The sequence below is a fragment of the Candidatus Pantoea communis genome (assembly GCF_011752685.1).
In the GTDB taxonomy this organism is placed as follows: domain Bacteria; phylum Pseudomonadota; class Gammaproteobacteria; order Enterobacterales; family Enterobacteriaceae; genus Pantoea; species Pantoea communis.
In genome coordinates this window covers 137,122-154,263 of record NZ_VWXC01000006.1, presented here as the reverse complement: position 1 = coordinate 154,263, position 17,142 = coordinate 137,122, and the positions used below count along the sequence as shown (strand labels likewise).

At 57.5% G+C, this 17,142-nt stretch carries 17 protein-coding genes and 1 tRNA gene; 5 read left to right on the top strand and 13 right to left on the bottom strand.

Going from position 1 to position 17,142, the window contains the following annotated elements:
* The first annotated feature begins 192 nt into the window (after positions 1–192).
* Both F3J37_RS10450 and F3J37_RS10445 read left to right on the top strand, forming a co-directional pair.
* Positions 193–1,110, top strand: coding sequence for an alpha/beta hydrolase (locus tag F3J37_RS10450; RefSeq protein ID WP_166933318.1), 918 nt, complete (start codon positions 193–195; stop codon positions 1,108–1,110).
* A gap of 71 nt (positions 1,111–1,181) precedes the next feature.
* Positions 1,182–1,646, top strand: a complete 465-nt coding sequence (locus F3J37_RS10445) for an Rrf2 family transcriptional regulator (protein WP_166933316.1) — start codon at positions 1,182–1,184, stop codon at positions 1,644–1,646.
* A 2-nt stretch (positions 1,647–1,648) separates the two neighbouring features.
* Here F3J37_RS10445 and F3J37_RS10440 read toward each other — a convergent pair whose 3' ends face one another.
* Positions 1,649–2,026 (bottom strand): DUF1360 domain-containing protein, encoded by a 378-nt coding sequence (locus tag F3J37_RS10440; RefSeq protein WP_182056740.1) that lies wholly within the window; start codon positions 2,024–2,026, stop codon positions 1,649–1,651.
* Positions 2,027–2,218: 192 nt separating this feature from the next.
* Between F3J37_RS10440 and F3J37_RS10435 the strand changes: the two genes are divergently transcribed.
* Positions 2,219–2,617: a helix-turn-helix domain-containing protein gene (locus tag F3J37_RS10435; RefSeq protein WP_166933314.1), complete on the top strand. Its 399-nt coding sequence runs from the start codon at positions 2,219–2,221 to the stop codon at positions 2,615–2,617.
* Here F3J37_RS10435 and F3J37_RS10430 read toward each other — a convergent pair.
* Together F3J37_RS10430 and F3J37_RS10425 are read right to left on the bottom strand one after the other, a co-directional pair.
* The gene (locus F3J37_RS10430) at positions 2,571–3,422 is read right to left on the bottom strand and encodes a helix-turn-helix domain-containing protein (RefSeq protein ID WP_166933312.1); all 852 of its coding nucleotides are present in this window, start codon (positions 3,420–3,422) and stop codon (positions 2,571–2,573) included. The genes F3J37_RS10435 and F3J37_RS10430 overlap by 47 nt on opposite strands.
* Positions 3,423–3,685: 263 nt before the next feature.
* A tRNA-Sec gene (locus tag F3J37_RS10425) sits at positions 3,686–3,780 on the bottom strand.
* Between the two features lie 167 nt (positions 3,781–3,947).
* On the opposite strand from F3J37_RS10425, the gene xylB reads away from it, so the two are divergent.
* Together xylB and F3J37_RS10415 are read left to right on the top strand one after the other, a co-directional pair.
* Positions 3,948–5,390, top strand: a complete 1,443-nt coding sequence (gene xylB, locus F3J37_RS10420; protein ID WP_166933310.1) for a xylulokinase — start codon at positions 3,948–3,950, stop codon at positions 5,388–5,390.
* 228 nt (positions 5,391–5,618) lie between these two features.
* The gene (locus F3J37_RS10415) at positions 5,619–6,551 is read left to right on the top strand and encodes a GlxA family transcriptional regulator (RefSeq protein WP_160868648.1); all 933 of its coding nucleotides are present in this window, start codon (positions 5,619–5,621) and stop codon (positions 6,549–6,551) included.
* On the opposite strand, the gene F3J37_RS10410 is transcribed toward F3J37_RS10415, so the two are convergent.
* The 10 genes from F3J37_RS10410 to F3J37_RS10365 all read right to left on the bottom strand — a co-directional run bounded on the left by F3J37_RS10410 (position 6,536) and on the right by F3J37_RS10365 (position 17,050).
* The gene (locus F3J37_RS10410; protein ID WP_166933308.1) at positions 6,536–7,531 is read right to left on the bottom strand and encodes an acyltransferase; all 996 of its coding nucleotides are present in this window, start codon (positions 7,529–7,531) and stop codon (positions 6,536–6,538) included. The genes F3J37_RS10415 and F3J37_RS10410 overlap by 16 nt on opposite strands.
* Before the next feature lie 315 nt (positions 7,532–7,846).
* Positions 7,847–8,962, bottom strand: coding sequence for a mandelate racemase/muconate lactonizing enzyme family protein (locus F3J37_RS10405; RefSeq protein WP_058961141.1), 1,116 nt, complete (start codon positions 8,960–8,962; stop codon positions 7,847–7,849).
* A gap of 36 nt (positions 8,963–8,998) precedes the next feature.
* A complete protein-coding gene (locus tag F3J37_RS10400) occupies positions 8,999–9,760 on the bottom strand; it encodes a GntR family transcriptional regulator (RefSeq protein WP_160868651.1) in 762 nt (253 codons plus the stop codon).
* A gap of 14 nt (positions 9,761–9,774) precedes the next feature.
* Positions 9,775–11,151, bottom strand: coding sequence for a dihydroorotase (locus F3J37_RS10395; protein ID WP_166933307.1), 1,377 nt, complete (start codon positions 11,149–11,151; stop codon positions 9,775–9,777).
* Positions 11,151–12,077: an ABC transporter substrate-binding protein gene (locus tag F3J37_RS10390; RefSeq protein WP_369410662.1), complete on the bottom strand. Its 927-nt coding sequence runs from the start codon at positions 12,075–12,077 to the stop codon at positions 11,151–11,153. The genes F3J37_RS10395 and F3J37_RS10390 overlap by 1 nt, the downstream gene beginning before the upstream one ends.
* Positions 12,074–13,114, bottom strand: a complete 1,041-nt coding sequence (locus tag F3J37_RS10385; protein WP_166933305.1) for an alpha-hydroxy acid oxidase — start codon at positions 13,112–13,114, stop codon at positions 12,074–12,076. The genes F3J37_RS10390 and F3J37_RS10385 overlap by 4 nt, the downstream gene beginning before the upstream one ends.
* Positions 13,101–14,627 (bottom strand): amino acid ABC transporter permease/ATP-binding protein, encoded by a 1,527-nt coding sequence (locus F3J37_RS10380; RefSeq protein ID WP_058961135.1) that lies wholly within the window; start codon positions 14,625–14,627, stop codon positions 13,101–13,103. Before F3J37_RS10380 ends, F3J37_RS10385 begins: the two co-directional genes overlap by 14 nt.
* Positions 14,628–14,703: 76 nt before the next feature.
* The gene (locus tag F3J37_RS10375; protein ID WP_034827693.1) at positions 14,704–15,600 is read right to left on the bottom strand and encodes a transporter substrate-binding domain-containing protein; all 897 of its coding nucleotides are present in this window, start codon (positions 15,598–15,600) and stop codon (positions 14,704–14,706) included.
* 86 nt (positions 15,601–15,686) lie between these two features.
* Positions 15,687–16,658: a D-2-hydroxyacid dehydrogenase gene (locus tag F3J37_RS10370; protein WP_166933303.1), complete on the bottom strand. Its 972-nt coding sequence runs from the start codon at positions 16,656–16,658 to the stop codon at positions 15,687–15,689.
* Positions 16,658–17,050 (bottom strand): RidA family protein, encoded by a 393-nt coding sequence (locus F3J37_RS10365; protein ID WP_038643895.1) that lies wholly within the window; start codon positions 17,048–17,050, stop codon positions 16,658–16,660. The genes F3J37_RS10370 and F3J37_RS10365 overlap by 1 nt, the downstream gene beginning before the upstream one ends.
* Between the last annotated feature and the right edge of the window lie 92 nt (positions 17,051–17,142).

Genomic DNA, 17,142 nt, shown 5'->3' with positions numbered 1-17,142 from the left:
ACATGAGAAAAGTCTAATTTTTTCTGGTCCGGTATTATACTGAATGCAGGCAGGGGATATTATTTGTTACTTTACTCAGGCTGTTCATTTAATTTGGTTCTCTCTGGGGTAAGTGTTGCGCTGCAAAGCTTGAGGTTTTCAATCGGCTTTGCCATTTGTCACTGTTTTTATTCAGGATTTGGAGCCATCGAGATGAAAACACCTCAATTAACTGCTCTTCTTTTTCTTCTGTATCTTCCGGCTGCGTTTGCCAATAAGGAAATTCCTATCTGGCCAAATGAAGTGTCAGTAAATAATAAATTTATTAATTTCAGTAAAAACCCGGCCATCAATAATCGTGCTGTCACAAATGTCGATTCTCCAGAAATGATGTATGTTCCTCCAGCGGGAAAGAATAATCACTCTGCTGTGTTAATCATTCCTGGTGGGGGTTTTTCTTATATAATGCAGGATGCTGAAGGGCTGGATGTCGCAAAAGTGTTGAGCCAGAAAGGTTATTCCTCATTTGTTTTAATTTATCGAATGCCGCACGGTGGTTCAGAGGTTAACCGCAATAATGCATTTTCTGATGCACAACGAGCCATGCGCATGATTCGCGGCAATGCGGCGAATTATCATATCGCCGCTGATCAGATTGGCGTGATGGGCTTTTCAGCTGGTGCCTTCCTTGCTGCCAACCTCAGCAACAATGCGGATGCCACCAATTATTCCGCAGTAGATAAGCTGGATCAGATTCCGGCACGACCAGATTTTAGCGCCCTGATCTATCCGGTGCTGTCGTTAAAAGATGGCGTGACGCATGTCGGTACCCGCACGGCGATGTACGGCAAGGATATCAGCGAGGCGGTGATCGATCAGAATTCACAGGAAAACCGCGTCAGCGACAAAACTCCCCCGACCTTCCTGGCACAGGCGCTGGATGATGGCACCGCCTCCCCCAGAAACTCCTTACTGATGTTCGACGCGCTACGTAAAAACAAGGTGAAGGTCGAGATGCATCTTTTCCAGCAGGGCGGCCATGGTTTTGGTACCGGCGAGAAAAAGAATATCCCCGCCAAAAACTGGCTGACCCTGTTCAGTGACTGGCAGGCGAGTCTGGTGAAGCCATAGCAAAAAGGCGGGATAAATTGTTGCTACCGGGCGGCTTTGCTACAGTGTCGTGAACTTTAGAGGAATGATCCATGCCCCGCGACAACCGAATGTCCCGCTCACTGCACTCCTTAATTCATCTTGATCGGCACGTTAAACGCGCCACCTCGGAAGCGATGGCGAAGATGTTGGGCACCAATCCGGTGGTGGTACGCCGCATGATGTCTGGCCTGCGCGAAAAAGGCTATGTGGTCTCGGAGAAGGGGCACGGCGGCGGTTGGGAGCTGCGGGTGGAACTCAGCGCGATTACGCTACTGGATGTGTATCAGGCGATTGGGTCGCCTGCGCTGTTCAGTATCGGGCCTGCTGCCGATCCTTCGCCGTGTTTAGTTGAACATGCGGTCGATGAGCGTCTGGATCAGGCGCTCCATGAAGCGGAAGTGCTGCTGCTTCAACGCTTTAGCCACATCACCGTGGCTGATATTGCCGATGATTACCTCAAGAAAATGGCAAAACTGGGGCTGGAATCTGAGCCCCATCCGCTGTGCAGTGAATAACCTCAATCCTGCTTCTGCAAAGTGATCTGCGCATTGTGCTTCATCACATGCGTGGTGACCGCTGCCTGGAACACTTTGAACATCAACCCGTTGATAAAGGTGGTCAGGGTTAAGGTAATGAACGCGGTCATCACCCAATCAACGAGTGCCATCTCGCTGTGCAATAGCGCAGGGCGATAAATCACCATGCCCGCGAGCACCGTCCAATGGCTCATGCAGTAAAAGCAGTGGAACAGATGGCCGAGCAGCGCGTGCTTTTTGGCGGCCCACGCGCGTAAGCCAGCAAACAACTCGGTTTGCGTGAGGGTCATCGCGATACTGGCCGCTGCCAGAGCTATCGCGACACAAGTTCCCACGTCTGAAGTCATCCAACTATTCATACATTCTCCTGTCAGGCATTTGTCATGTAACTTACAATATTACATGATGGTGTAAGCTGCAAGCGTCGGGTCAGAACGACAGCCATGAAAGTTTGGCGAGATATCGTTATTTATTGGCTTTAACGCTAAACATAGCCAACTGAAGCTTTTTTATAATGCTGCTGACTTTTTAATCCGCCATCAGGAGGAAAGATGGATATTCAGGCAGCTTGTATGCATCAACTGATGCTCTGGATCGAAGACAATATTGAACAGCGACTGACGCTGGAGACGGTGGCGCGTCGTGCGGGCTATTCGCAGTGGCATCTGCAACGCATGTTCCGCCACCATACTGGTATCGCGCTGGGCAGCTATATTCGCGAGCGTAAACTCACGGCATCGGCGATTGCGCTGATGAACGGTCACATGCCGTTGATGGAGATTGCGATTAAGTATGGCTTTGAGTCGCAGCAGACATGGTGCCGCACCTTCCGCCGCATGTACGATCTGCCGCCCGGTGCGTTTCGTCGCAAATATCATCACAGCCTGCCAGCGATCGATGGACCTACGAGTCTTCTGATGCTGCAACCGCAGACGCGTCAGGCGGCGTAAAGTATTTGCCGGGCGTGGAACCAAAGGCGCTGCGAAACGCGTTGATGTAACTGCTCACGCTATCAAAGCCGACCTGCCACGCTACCTGCTGCACACTTTTTCCGTCGGCCAGTCCTTCCAGTGATTTCAACAGTCGCGACACCTGGCGATAGCGCGAGAGGCTCATGCCCACCGCACTGGCCCAGTGACGGCTCAGGCTACGTGGACTCAACCCCGCCCACTGTGCCAGCTCGGGGCCAGTGCGGGTATCCGCCGGATTATCCATCAACAAGCGCGCAATCTGCCGCAGGCGTGGCTCTTCGGGGAGTGGCAGCGTCAGCGCATGCTCGGTGGATTCATACAGCTCATCAAGAAACACATCGCATAATCGGTTGTAACGATCGCTGCCCCAGCTATCCGGCGACAAACTTGCCAGCCGCTCAGCCAGCGGTTCCAGCACCGAAGGGCAGGAGAGTAGCACCGGATGTTTTGGCAGCGGTGCCGTCAGCGCTTCATCCACCAACACCGTCCAGCCGAGCACGCGACCTGGCCCGATAATCGCGTGTTCGAAGTGCGGCGGAATCCACCCGACCAGGCGCGGCGGATTGGCGAAGATGCCCGAGGGCGTGTTGACCGTCATCATCCCTTGCTTCAGGCAGTAAAGTTGTCCGGCGGCATGTCTGTGGGTGCGGCTTTCTCGATCAAGCTGTTTCGATAATGACGCCGCAATCACTTTGGGTGCATTGGGTTGCAGCAGTTTTTTGCGCAGCTCATCCGCACGCGGATCGCCAGAGAAGGTGAGGTTGTCGGTGGGATGGATGAGCATGGGTGATTCCGCAATAGCCAGCGTGAAAGACAGTATAGAATCATGAACAAGCTGATTTTTAAACAGAGCTCAGTTGTTCGGTTTTACCGAATAACTGCATTGTGCAGGCGAGGTAAAGAGATTGGAACAAGTGGCGGAGGATAGTGCAGAAGTAAAGTGCCAACCTTGCTCTACATCCTCAGGCTGAAATTTTCCAACTTGTAATGATGACTTACAGGTTGCCTAAGCCAATCATTTAGAAATGAGTAACAGTAAGAGGAAGGTGGCGGAAGATCACAGGAGTCGAACCTGCCCGGGACCGCTGGCGGCCCCAACCGGATTTGAAATCCGGCCGCCTCACCGGAGACGACGATCTTCCTTTGAAGATGCCGCGCAATTATAGCGACAACCCAGCGCGAAATCTTGATCTTAGCCGTGCGCTACAGCACGTTCTCACGCTCTGATATGAAGCGTCGCCGCGCAGAGGTGATTAAATTCTCCACCTAAGGCTACAGTTATGATTTCTCACTGCATCAGGAGCTGAACATGGTTATCGGGATTGATTTAGGCACCTCTGGCGTCAAAGTGGTGTTGCTGGATGCGCAAGGGCAGGTGATTGCCGTGGAGAGCGCGCCATTGCAGGTATCGCGTCCACAGCCGTTGTGGAGTGAGCAGGATCCCGAAAGCTGGTGGAGTGCCACGGACAAGGCGATGCAGGCGCTGGCGCAGCAGCACGATCTCAACGGCGTGAAGGCCATTGGTCTGAGCGGTCAGATGCACGGCGCCACGCTATTGGACGCTGAGCACCAGATACTGCGTCCGGCGATTCTGTGGAACGACGGGCGCAGCAGTGAGCAGTGTCGGGAACTGGAGCAGCGCGTGCCCGATTCGCGCCAGATTACCGGCAACCTGATGATGCCCGGTTTCACTGCACCCAAATTGTTATGGGTGCAGCAGAATGAACCCGGTGTGTTTAAACGAGTGGCGAAAGTCCTGCTGCCCAAAGATTACCTGCGCTGGCGGATGAGCGGTGACTTCGCCAGCGACATGTCCGATGCAGCCGGCACGATGTGGCTGGATGTGGCACAGCGTGACTGGAGTGATGCCCTGCTCAGCGCCTGCGATCTCAACCGCAGCCAGATGCCCGCGCTTTATGAAGGCGATCAGATCACTGGCACTTTGTCGCCTGACGTTGCCGCACGCTGGAAGATGAACGCGGTGCCGATCGTGGCGGGCGGCGGAGATAACGCGGCGGGTGCGGTGGGTGTCGGCATGGTGGCGCCGGGTCAGGGAATGTTGTCGCTTGGCACATCAGGCGTTTACTTCCTGGTCAGCGACGGCTATCTCAGCAACCCGCAGCAAGCGGTACACAGTTTTTGCCATGCGTTACCCAACCGCTGGCATTTGATGTCGGTGATGCTGAGTGCCGCATCCTGCCTTGACTGGGCAGCCACATTAACCGGCTGTAAAGACGTGCCTGAGCTGCTGGAGGAAGCGGAAAAAGCCAGCAGTGAAGCCGCACCGATTTTATTTTTGCCCTATCTGTCCGGTGAGCGCACCCCGCACAACAATCCACAGGCACAAGGCGTATTTTTTGGTTTGACCCATCAGCATGGCCGTCCTGAACTGGCGCGCGCGGTGCTGGAAGGGGTGGGCTTTGCGCTGGCAGAAGGCATGGACGCGGTGCATGAGTGCGGGGTGCAGCCGCAAACCGTGATGCTGATCGGCGGCGGCGCGCGCAGTGCGTACTGGCGGCAAATGCTGGCGGATATCAGCGGATTAACGCTGGATTATTGCCACGGCGGTGAGGTAGGGCCAGCTCTTGGTGCTGCACGTCTGGCGCAATGGGCGATTGATCCGCAGAGCGAGTGGCCCGCGCCAGAGTTGGTGCAGCGGCATCAGCCCGATGCGGCTCATCATCAGGCTTATCAGCCGCAGCGTGAGAAGTTTGCGCAGTTGTATCAGCATCTCAAACCGCTGATGTCCTGATTCGGTTAAGTGATGGCCGGATTGGGTCGTGGTTTTTATATTTATTCCGCTATGATGGGCAAATCAGGTTAGTTCCTTATGGCCTGAATTGTCCTTAGCACGCTCCCTTTACCGGAGGGAAAGACATCCAGAGAGGCTGAGGCAGCAGCAATGTTACGTTAACCCTCGAACAGTTCTCTGCCACGCAGAGGCTGAGGGAAAAACACATCACCTACCCTGGAGCCTTTAATGCCGCAGCCCGTCTATTTTCTGGTTCTTCCTGGCGTGATGGCGCTCGATCTCACTGGTCCGGCGGAAACGCTGCAACTGGCGGATGGCTTTTTTGCTCTGCACTACATTGGCCCGCAAGCCAGCGTGCGCTGCTCCACCGGCATGACGATCGCGGATATTGCGCCACTTCCTGAGCAGCTACCCGATAACAGCCTGCTGGTGGTGCCCGGCGTGTATGACTCCAAAGTCTGGTTCGATACGGCACCCGCTGCCGCTGCCCGCGACTGGTTACGCTCGCAGCAGTCCGCCATCCACTCTAAACGCATCACATTAGTCTGCATCTGTTCCGGTGCACTGCTCTCGGCGCAGGCGGGATTGCTGAATGGCGTGCAATGCACCACTCACCACGATGTGTTACCGCGCCTGAAAGCCGCCGCACCGGAAGCGTTAGTGAAGGATAACCGCGTGTTCGTGGAAGATCATGGCATCTGGACCAGTGCGGGTATCACGGCGGGCATCGATCTGGCGCTGCATCTGATCAACCGGCTTTGCGGCGCACCGCAGGCGCTGAAGGTGGCGCGGGAAATGGTGGTGTGGTTCCGGCGTTCGGGTGACGATCCCCAGCTCTCGCCGTGGCTGCGCTATCGCAATCACCTGCATCCGGCGATTCACCGGGCGCAGGACGTGATGATCGCCCATCCCGAGCATGACTGGTCACTGACCGCGCTGGCCGAGCGCGCGCATGTCAGCGAGCGTCATCTCACGCGCCTGTTCCGCCAGCATCTCGGCATTAGCGTGCGCGAATACCATGAACAGCTGCGTTTGGTAATTGCGCGTCAGCGCCAGCAACAGGGCGAAGCGGCAGAGAAAGCCGCGCTGGCGGCTGGATTCTCTTCAGCACGCCAGCTGCGTCGGGCGCATCAGCGCTGGGACGATCAGCTCACCAGATGATGTTTATCCACGCGTTTGAGCAGCATAGCTAGCAGCAAACTGCCGATCAGCGTGATGCCAAATACCCACGGCAGATCGAGCCACGGACGTGACATATCGTCGTAATGGTTGGTGCGCAGATAGTGGATAAACAGCGCGTGAAAGCCATATATCGGCAGTGAATAGCGCGAAATCGTCGCCAGTATCGGCAGTGTGCGGCTGTTCAGCACATTCTTGAACAGCACCAGCAAGCTGATAGCGGCGATAAACACCAGCGGGCCGCAGTAAAGATACCAGGTGTCGTTGAATGCGCCGTTGATTTTCAGCATCTGTTTGGTGCCGAGCGTAATGCCAATCCAGCAGGCGATAAAGCCCAATCCCGCCAGCCAGCTGATGCCGCGCTTCTCGGTGTCCATGCAGCCAATTGCTCGCCCCAGCAGCGCGTACAGCAGGTAGTAAATGCTGTCGCCGCTGACGTAAAGATTCACCGGCAACCAATGAAACGGCCCCAGCGACTGGCTCACGGTGTTGGGATTGGCCAGCACCGCCAGCACCACGACCAGCAATGCGACGTAGCGCGGCTGCACGCTTTTCACCTGAATCAATGGCGACAGCAGGTAGATGCCGATAATGGCGAAGAAAAACCACAGGTGATAGAACACCGGTTTTTGCAGCAGCTTCAGCAGCGAGCGGCCTTCGCTGATCGGCGTCAGCCAGGTGATGTAGGCCAGCGCCACCGCGCTGTAGAACAGTAAACACAGCACGATGCGCAGCAGATGTCGCCCTTGCGCGCTGCGTTCGCCAAAGAACAGATAGCCCGAAATCATAAAGAACAACGGCACACAGACGCGCGATGCGGAGTTGAGCAGGTTCGCCACATCCCAGCTAATACCTGTGACGGCCATCGGGCCGGTGATATACCAGGTGGTGGTGTGAATGACGATCACCATCAGGCAGGCAACCGCACGTAAGTTGTCGATCCAGTGTATTTTTTGCGACATGGCTTCCTCGTCGGCAATACGTCCGTTCGAAGAAGGGTAGTCACAGCGTGATGCGTCAACAACCTTTGGGACTGAAATTCGGATCACTCTGTTACGGGTGACACTGCCTGGTCGCAGCGTGAGGACAGCCCGGCAATAGCCGTGGTGCTCTGGCCTGCACGCAGGCATTCTCACCCAAACGAATAAAGCGACCACGTTTCACCGTGGCCGCTTTGGCGAATAAAACGGATGAGCCTCAGGCGATAAATCGCGCCGCAACCGAGTGTGTGCTGAACAATGGATTAATCACGCATCCGTTGTTTGCCTGGCGGTGACTTAATCGCGGACGAGGAACTTCTCGATCACCGCTTCGTTCGGCTCAACGCCCAGACCTGGCTCGCTCGGCAACCACGCATAGCCATCTGCAATGCGCACCGGATTTTTCGCCAGCGAGCGGCTGATTTCGCCTGGCTCAACGCAATATTCCATCACCAGCGCGTTCTCAATCGCACACAGGAAATGCAGCGAGGCGGCGGTGTTGATGTCGGTGGTGAAGTTATGGTTACAGACTTTACGGCCACGGCTGTGCGCGTAGCTGGCGATCTCCATCGCCTGGGTAAAGCCGGTACGTGTCAGATCGATCTGCACGATGTCGATGCCGCCTTCATCAATCAGGCGCTGGAAGCCAACCACCGAACACTCTTGCTCACCGGCGGCGATGTGCTGCTGGCAGGCGGCAGATACCTGGCCGTAACCGGCGTAGTTATCCGGGTGCAGCGGCTCTTCGATCCAGAACAGGTTGAGATGTTCATAGCGCTGGCTGCGGCGCACGGTGGTCTTCGCATCCCAGACGTGGCCGACATCCAGCATCAGATCCACGCTGTCACCCATCGCGGTGCGCAGCGCTTCCAGATAGCGCAGATCCAGCGCTTCATCGGTGCCAAACGGCTCCCAGCCAAACTTCACGCCAGTGTGGCCAGTATCGATGGCGTGCTGCGCGCGCGCCACCGTCTCTTCGACGCTGTACTGGAACATGTTGGAGGAGTAAACGCGCATCTTGTCGCGCATCGCCCCGCCCAGCAGTTCAACAATCGGTTTGCCCAGCGCTTTGCCTTTGATGTCCCACAGGGCGATATCAATGCCCGCCATCGCCTGCAGCACGGCACCGCTGCGTCCGTAATAGATGGTGGCTTTGTGCATCTTCTTCCACAAACGGCCGGTCTCCAGCGGGTTCTCGCCGATCAGCAGCGATTTCAGTCCGGTGACCATGGTGTGCGAATAGGGTGCTTCGATAATGGCTTTGGTGACATACGGGCTGCCATCCACTTCACCCCAACCGGTGATGCCCGCATCGGTGGTGATTTTGATAAGCAGTGCATCCTGCGAGCTATCGGTGCGCTGCTCAATAACCGGCAGACGCAGATAAAACGCTTCAACGTTGGTGATCTTCATCGTGGTTTTCCTGGTGTAAAGGCAATCAATAAAGCATCAGCCCACAGCGGAACGCTGCTGTCGGCGCTGCGTAATCAAGGTCTCGTAATCCACATCCAGTGCCTGAATGCGGATGTGGTTTTCAATTTCATCGGTCATCTGCGCGATATCGCCCTCGGCGAACACGTTGATCAGTCGCTGGTGCTCTTCAATGATGTCGCTCATCGATTTGCCCATGGTGGAGAGGCCAAAAATCACCGTCAGCTGGCGCGCAATTGACTCCCACAAATTGCTCAATACCGGGTTGTGGGCGAAGCTGCACAGCGTGCGATGGAAATCAGTGTCCGCCGAGGCAAAGCCATACACATCATCGTTTTGCATCATGGTTTGCATCTGTGCCACGCCCTGATACAGCTGATTAAGTTGCTCGGCGCCATTGCGTCCGGCTTCAATCGCGCGGCGACAGGCCAATGTTTCCAGTGGGATGCGCACATCAATAATCTGCTCCAGCCGCTGATGGGAAATCTCCATCAAACGGATGCCTTTATACGGCTCGCTGGTGACGATGCCCTGGCTTTCAAGAATGCGCAGCGCTTCACGGATCGGCACGCGGCTCATGCCGAGTTTTGCCACCAGATCCGGTTCGGCAATACGGTCGCCGGGTAAAATCAATCCGCGCGAGGCGGCGCTGAGAATCGCATCGACGGCGTGATCGACCAGCGTGCGCGGACGCGCAGCTTGCCAGTTGCCGTCTGAAGCGGCTTCCTGCGCCAGCGGTGCGCTGCTTTTACGGCTTGGGGTGGATGATTTTCCTGCCATGGTGATTGTCCTGTTTATACCTGCCGGGTCACGAACTGACCAAAGCCGGGTTCAACCTGCATCTGGTCATCCTGGAATACCGTGACACCACGAATAAGTGTGCGCACCACTTTACCCTGACAGCGCATGCCTTCAAATGCGCTCCACCTGCCGAGTCCCTGGAATTTTTCCCCCTCCACGATCCAGCTCTGATGCGCATCGATAAACACCAAATCGGCATCGAAGCCAGGTGCGATCGCGCCTTTTTTGCCCCACAGCTGGAAGGCTTTGGCCGGACCGCTGGCGGTCATGCGCGCAAACTCGGTGAGGGCCAGGCCGCGATCGATATGTGCCGCGCTGAAGAACATCGGGCTCAAGGTTTCGACGCCGGTTAATCCCATGCCTGCGTCCCAAATACTGGCTTCACCGGCTTGTTTCTGCGCCGGGGTGTACGGACAGTGGTCAGAGGCGATCATGTCGACATCGCCGCGCAGCAGCACCTGCCACAGCGCATCGACCACCGGGCGTGGGCGGATCGGTGGGCCACAGCGCGCATTCGGTCCGATGCGCACCAGGTCGTCTACATCAAGAATCAGATAGTGCGGACAGGTTTCGAAGCTGGCGCGCACTTTGCTTTTGGCAGCGACGATGGCTTCGGCGGCGCGAGCGGAGCTGACGTGCACGATGTGGCAGCGTGCGCCGGTCTCTTCCGCCACCGCCAATACACGACCCACGGCTTCGATTTCAGCAATTTCAGGCCCGGCCAGCGCATGCGCGCGGGTATCTTTACGTCCGGCGCGGCGCAGTTCGCTGCCGGCACCGATCAGGATGTCGTGATTCTCGGCGTGGACGCCAATCAAACCGTCAAAGGTGGCCAGTTCACGCATCGCGCGCAGCAAGCCATCATCGTCGAGGCGCGGTAAGCCTTTCTCGTCAGTGGCTTCACCGTTCGGCGCGCCGCTGCACAGGAAAGCTTTGAACGCCAGTGCGCCCGCCTGATCCAGCGCCGCTAACTCGTGCACGTTGCGGCCATCCAGTCCGGCCCACATGGCGTAATCCACCGAGCAGTTGTCCGCCAGCCAGCGCTGCTTGGCGGTGAAGTTAGCGAGGCTGGTGGCGGGCGGCAGTGAGTGCGGCATCTCAACGATGGTGGTGACGCCGTGCGCAGCCGCACCACGCGTGCCTTCGCGCAGCTCCTGTTCAGGGAAATCGTGCGAGCCGGTGAAATGGGTATGCACATCAATCGCGCCGGGTACGATGATTAGCCCCTGCGCATCAATGATCTCATCGACGCCGTCAGCGAGGGCACCCGGCATCAGCAGGCCGCTGATTTTGCCATTCTCAATCAGCACATCGGCGGGCGCGGCGCGGGTTTCTGTCACTACCAGGCCGTTGATAATTAATTGTTTCATCACTCTGCTCCTGCTTGCGTCACCAGTGCGCCATAGGGCACGGGTTGAGAAGGATCCAGCCAGCCGATAGCGCTCAGCAACTGACTGAAGTGGTCAAATTCATTGGCTGGAATCAGGCCGCTGGGCGCGAAGACGTGCGCTTGCTGATACGCGGCTAAACCGGTGATCAGCGCATCAAGCGGATAATCGGGATAACAGTGCTGCACCTGTGCGGCCAGTGTTTCGGCGTCATGGGTGGCGAGCCACGCCAGTGCCTGTTCGATGGCGCGTGAGAAGGCAGCAAACGCAGCGGCTTTCTCCGTGAGGACATCGGCGCGTGCAATATAGGCGCTCCACGGCACATTGCCACACAGTGAGGCGAGGCTGCTGATGCTGCTTAATTGCCCGGCGGCAATCGCCGGTGCCAGCATATGCATGGCGTGCAGCGCATAGTCCGCTTCACCCCTTGCTACGGCCGCGAAATCCCGTGCCTGATCGCCACTACCGGCAATCAGCTCCACCTGATCCAACAAATCATGCTGGGACAGCAGCCAGCGGAAGGTCAGCGTAGCGGTGCCGACATTACCGACATCCAGCACGCGTTTACCGCGCAAATCACTGAGCTGAAAATCGGGCTGAGCCTGCACTGCCGCCAGAAACCACGGATTAGCGGCAACCGAGGCGCAAAAGCACTGCAACTCAGCGCCGTGCTGCTGGTAATGCTTCATCACCACCATCGGCCCGCCCAGCGTGAGATCCGCTTCGCGGCTCAACACAGCCGGCACTTGTCCGCCCTGCACGGTGTGCCCGCCCGATGCGCTGGTGGTGAAGGTGACCTGCAACTGCTCGGCGGCGAACAAGCCGAGGCTGTCGGCCAAATAGTGGGCGCAGTAATAGATGCGGGATTCGCTGGCGTCGCCCTGATTGAAGATTAACCTGTGCATCATCCGCGCACCTCCGCAACAAAACTGCCGTTGAGCGCAGCCATGTCGCTGACGCCGCACCAGTGGCTAATGGCGGTGATTTCATTGATCCAGCCGGAGAGCAGATCGAACACCGCGCTTTCGCCACCTGCTACCAGGGCGCTGATGATCGGTCGCACGCTGAGTGACAGCGAGGCGCCGAGGCAACGTGCCACCACAGCATCGCTGCCGCAGCGCACGCCGCCATCCAGCAGCAGCGGCAGACGAGTGACCGCCTGTAAATCGGCGAGCTGATCGACCGGTGTTGCCCAGCGCGCGCTTTGGCGCAGGCCAATATTCGAGGCGATGATGCCGCTCACACCGTGCTGTGCCGCCGGTGCCGCATCGTCATGATGCAAAATGCCTTTTAGCCACAGCGGCAGTTGACGCGCAGCGCAGTGTGCGGCCACCTCGTCAATTTCCTGCCAGCGCCACACCGGAAAGGCCGGCAAGGTTTCAACGCCCGGTTGCGTGCCGCCGACGGTGTGCCAGCCGCGCTGTTTGAGCGCTTCACCAATTGAGAAGCCGCCTGGCTGTAATCCCGGCACCGGATGCACCGGTGCCAGCACGGTGAGAACGATATTTTTGAATCCGGCTTGTGCAGCCTGATCGATCAAATCTTTGATACGCCCAACATCACCTGCCGCGCGTAGCTGAAGCCAGCAGCGGTCGTACTCCGCGCCAATCTGTTCCAGCGGCGTGACCGTCTCTTCGGAGATCACCAGCGGCAGTTGCAGACGTTTACAGGCGCGGGCAATCGGCAGCAATCCCTCTTCATGGAAGATGCGATCACCCGCAAAGGCACCGACGCCGAGCGGAGCAGACCAGCTTTGATTGAGGATGGTGGTCTGGGTGCTGATCGCCTCATTGCCCTGCAGTACACGCGGCAGCAAGCGAAAACGGCGCAGCGCCTGCTGGTTAGCATCCGGTTCGTCAGCGAGCGCATCGGCGGGCTGCCCCTGCATATAGCGGAACAGCGCATCGCCAAGACGTTCACGCGCCGCAAGATCATGCATTGGCATGCTGGGCCTCCGTGGCATTTTCATGTTCGAGGAAGGTGGCAAAAGCCGGCGTTTTGGGATTCTGCAAAATCGCCGGTGGCCCTTCTTCAATCAGCGCCCCGTTCTGCAGGAACACCACGCGATCGGCCACGCCCGCCGCGAAGGCAATGTCATGGGTACTGATAATCATGGTGATGCCGGTTTGCGCCAGGCTGCGCATGGTCTGGTTCACTTCACGCACCAGCTCAGGGTCGAGCGCCGAGGTCGGCTCATCGAACAGCAGGATTTGCGGTTCGGCGGCTAACGCACGGGCGATGCCGACACGCTGTTTCTGGCCGCCGGACAGCTCATGCGGCAGTGAAGCGGCGAAGTCCTGCAATCCGACCATCTTCAGGGCGCGCATCGCTTTGGCGCGGGCGATTTCGGGTTGAGCACCCTGCACGCGCAGCAGAATGCTCATCACGTTTTCCAGCGCGGTGAGGTGATCGAACAGCGCGAAGTGCTGGAACACGATACCGATGCCGGATTTGGCGCGGTTAGCCGGCAGATGGCGGGCAGCCAGTGGGCGGCCGTTTTCATCGCTGCCCATAAAGTGGCCTTCGGTCTGAATGGTGCCGCTACTGCGTGGCGTCAGCGCCAGAATCGATTTCAGTAGGGTACTTTTACCGGAGCCGGAACGACCGAGCAGCACCACCACTTCGCCACGGCGTACAGTCAGCGACAGGGATTTCAGTACCGCTTTACCGGCGTATTCGACGCACAGGTTGTCCACTTCCAGCACCGGCGCGGCGGTTTGCGTATCCCAGCGACGTTTCGGCAACTGCATCGACATCACGTCCGCTTCTGGCGGCAGTTTTGCCAGACGCGCACGGGCACGGCGTGCACGCTCATCAAGGTTATAGAACTTCTCCAGCCACCACTGGCCACCCGCCAGCAGCGTAGAGAGAATCAGGTAAATACCGCCCGAAGCCACCAGCACCGGAATGAACAGGAAGTTCTGCGACACGATGGCCTGGCCGCGCATTGTTAGCTCATTCACGCCTACGACCGATGCCAGCGAGGTAGATTTCAGCAGGCCGACGGTTTCATTGCCCATGGTCGGCAGAATGGCGCGCAGTGCCTGCGGAATCACCACGTGGATCATCTCTTTGGTGCGCGAATAGCCAAAGGCCTGCGCTGCCATGCTCTGATCGCGATCGGTGGCCATAATGCCGCCGCGAATAATCTCGGCGCAGAAGGCGGTTTCGTTGATCATCAACGCCAACAGGGCGCTGGTGAACGGGCTGAAACGCAGGCCAAACTCTGGCAGTACGTTGTAGAGCAGAATCAGTTGCAGCAGCACCGGCGTGCCGCGCAGCAGATAGATGTACGTTTTCACCGGCACACGGATAAACCAGTGCTTTGAGGTGCTGGCCAACGCCAGGAAAAAGCCAATCAGGATGCCGCCCGCTAATGCGCCTACCAGCAGCTGAACAGCGATGACGGCCCCTTCCCACAGGTAAGGGAAGGTCAGGTACTTAAGAAAATCATCCAAGGCGTTATCTCCCTCAATGCGATCGCTTGGGTTGCCCGTGAAGCAGCAACCCAATTGATCCGACTGAGTTTATGCATTAACCACGTGCAACAACCGGGCGTTCAGCCGCGCTGCCCTGACCCCAGTAATCCAGCAATTTCTTCTGCGCACCGCTCTCCTGAATCACCTTCATTGCATCCATCACCGCACTGCGTAGTGTGGTGTTGTCTTTGGCGATGGGGAAGCCGACCATGATCGGCAGGTCAACGGTGAATCCGCTCTCCAGCGTTTTGTCGGCTTTAGCGATAGCGATGGCGGAACCGGCTTCGGTCAGATAGATATCTGCGCGACCGCTTTTCACCGCCTGAATACTGTTGTCAGTGTTCTGCACCATCAGCATGCTGACTTCTGGCTTACCAGCGGCGGTGCATTTGGCGCTCTGCTCGGGCACTAACTTGTTGGCTTCGTAAGAACCGGCAGCGGCGGCCACGGTTTTGCCGCACAGGTCATCAACGGTGGTGATTTTCTTTGGATTGCCCTTCGCCAGAATCGAGCCATCCTGCACCTGCATTGAGGCGACAAAAGCGATCTGCTTCAGACGTTCATCGGTGACATACAGCATCGGACCGATATCGGCACGACCGCTGGAGATGGAGGTCAGCAGCACGTTGAACGAACCGGTCTGATAACTGTGTTTTGCCCCAAGGCAGCTGCTGATACGTTCGAACAGCGAAGGATCGAGACCTTCAATAATGCTTGGGTCTTTTTCGGAAGGGGCTTCGAAGCCTTTGGTGTAGCCACCCAAGCCTACCACCAGATCTTTGCCTTTGAGTGACGGGTATTTGGTCTGCAGCGCCTTGCACTGCGCCATCGCCGCAAAATCGCTGGCGGTTGGCGTAATCGGGTCGGTGCTGGCGGCATGGGCGCTGGAGAGGCCCGCTAACAGCGTGCCGGTGATGCCAGAGATCAGTAATGCGATGCGTGCAAATTTCATAATAAGGTTCCCCTGGTGCTGGTGAATGTGTAAGCGATGACCTTGTGTTTTATGAACGTCTTACGGCTTTTATCGGTACTGCGACTTCAATAACCTCTTGCAACATCAACCTGGTTGCGCAGCGGATGGCCACTGCGGAAACGCACCAGGTTATCGATAAACACCTCAAGGCAGCCCTCAAGGTAGGCACTGTGATCGTCCAGACTGCAGTGCGGTGTCATCACCACGCCCGGCGTGCTCCACAGCGCATCGTCTACTGGCAGCGGCTCTTGCGGATAAACATCCAGAACCGCACCGGCCAGTTCACCGGCGCACAGTTTTTCGCGCATCGCGGTGTAGTCGAACACGGCGGCACGGCCGACAATCACGATGCCGGCGCGGGCAGGCAGCAGATCGAGACGGCGACGGTCAAACAACCTGTCTGTCTGGGGCGTGAGCGGCAGCGTTGAGACCAGGACATCCACCTGCGGCAGAACATCGTCCATCGCATCAATGCGAATACAACGCGCTACGTCGGCATCACACTGGCCGCTGCGCGTCACACCAATCACGCGGTAGCCCTGCGCGGTCAGCAGTTTCGCCGCCGCGGCACCGATACCGCCGACGCCGAGCAGCAAGACCGTTTTGCCACGCGCGCAGCCGCCGAAGGTGGGGCGCCACAGGCGCTGAGCCTGATCCTGCAGAAAACCCGGAATGCCAAAGTTGAACATCAACGCCGCCATCAGAATGAACTCGGCGCCTTTATCGCCGTGCACGCCGGACGCATTGGTCAGCGTCACGCCCTCCGGCAGATGTGCCAGCCACTGCTCGACGCCGGCGGACATCACCTGCACCCAGCCGAGACGTGGTGCGCTAAAGGTATCGAGCGCCAGCTTGCGTCCGCTCCACAAAATGTCGCTGGTGGCGAGGAAATCTGCGGTATGCGCGGCTTGGCTGTTTTCGCTCAGGGTAAAGTGACCGCGCAGTTGCGGATGGGCATCCAACAGCTGTTGCAGGTGCTGCGGGGTCAGATGTAATGCCTGCGGGGCGCTGGCGTCGTTTTCGATATGAATATGCATCAGCGCATCGCCGTGACTTCCATCTCGACCAGCAGGTCAGGATGGTTGAGTTGAATACCGACGGTGGCGCGCGCCGGGAAGGGGAACTGGAAGAACTCGCTATACGCCGCGTTCATCTCACTGAAGGTGCTGAGGTCGGTGAGATAGATCGTCACGCGCACCACGTTATCGAAGGTCATCTGCGCTTCGCTCAATAGATCGCCGACGTTTTTCAACACCTGACGCGTCTGGCTGGCGATGTCATTGCCCTTGATTTCACCGCTGTAGGGGTCAATCGCCACCTGGCCGGAGATAAACAGCATCGGTTCGTGCAGTACGGCGGCGGAAAGCGGAGCCGGTCCCATTGGACGGTCACTGGCGTTCATTCCTGGATAAGCAATTGCGGTCTTCATGGTGAAATTCCAAGCAAAACTGTTTCACCGCAATTTCGTATACGATTATACAAGTGTCAATGTGCGATTTTTGACCATTGGGTCGAAAAGGT

Coding starts and splice junctions, on each gene's coding strand:
- F3J37_RS10390 (WP_369410662.1), bottom strand. CDS start 12,077: ATGATGCACAGGTTAATCTTCAATCAGGGCGACGCCAGCGAATCCCGC.
- F3J37_RS10435 (WP_166933314.1), top strand. CDS start 2,219: ATGGATATTCAGGCAGCTTGTATGCATCAACTGATGCTCTGGATCGAA.
- F3J37_RS10395 (WP_166933307.1), bottom strand. CDS start 11,151: ATGAAACAATTAATTATCAACGGCCTGGTAGTGACAGAAACCCGCGCC.
- F3J37_RS10370 (WP_166933303.1), bottom strand. CDS start 16,658: ATGCATATTCATATCGAAAACGACGCCAGCGCCCCGCAGGCATTACAT.
- F3J37_RS10400 (WP_160868651.1), bottom strand. CDS start 9,760: ATGGCAGGAAAATCATCCACCCCAAGCCGTAAAAGCAGCGCACCGCTG.
- F3J37_RS10410 (WP_166933308.1), bottom strand. CDS start 7,531: ATGTCGCAAAAAATACACTGGATCGACAACTTACGTGCGGTTGCCTGC.
- xylB (WP_166933310.1), top strand. CDS start 3,948: ATGGTTATCGGGATTGATTTAGGCACCTCTGGCGTCAAAGTGGTGTTG.
- F3J37_RS10365 (WP_038643895.1), bottom strand. CDS start 17,050: ATGAAGACCGCAATTGCTTATCCAGGAATGAACGCCAGTGACCGTCCA.
- F3J37_RS10385 (WP_166933305.1), bottom strand. CDS start 13,114: ATGCCAATGCATGATCTTGCGGCGCGTGAACGTCTTGGCGATGCGCTG.
- F3J37_RS10445 (WP_166933316.1), top strand. CDS start 1,182: ATGCCCCGCGACAACCGAATGTCCCGCTCACTGCACTCCTTAATTCAT.
- F3J37_RS10405 (WP_058961141.1), bottom strand. CDS start 8,962: ATGAAGATCACCAACGTTGAAGCGTTTTATCTGCGTCTGCCGGTTATT.
- F3J37_RS10450 (WP_166933318.1), top strand. CDS start 193: ATGAAAACACCTCAATTAACTGCTCTTCTTTTTCTTCTGTATCTTCCG.
- F3J37_RS10430 (WP_166933312.1), bottom strand. CDS start 3,422: ATGCTCATCCATCCCACCGACAACCTCACCTTCTCTGGCGATCCGCGT.
- F3J37_RS10415 (WP_160868648.1), top strand. CDS start 5,619: ATGCCGCAGCCCGTCTATTTTCTGGTTCTTCCTGGCGTGATGGCGCTC.
- F3J37_RS10440 (WP_182056740.1), bottom strand. CDS start 2,026: ATGAATAGTTGGATGACTTCAGACGTGGGAACTTGTGTCGCGATAGCT.
- F3J37_RS10375 (WP_034827693.1), bottom strand. CDS start 15,600: ATGAAATTTGCACGCATCGCATTACTGATCTCTGGCATCACCGGCACG.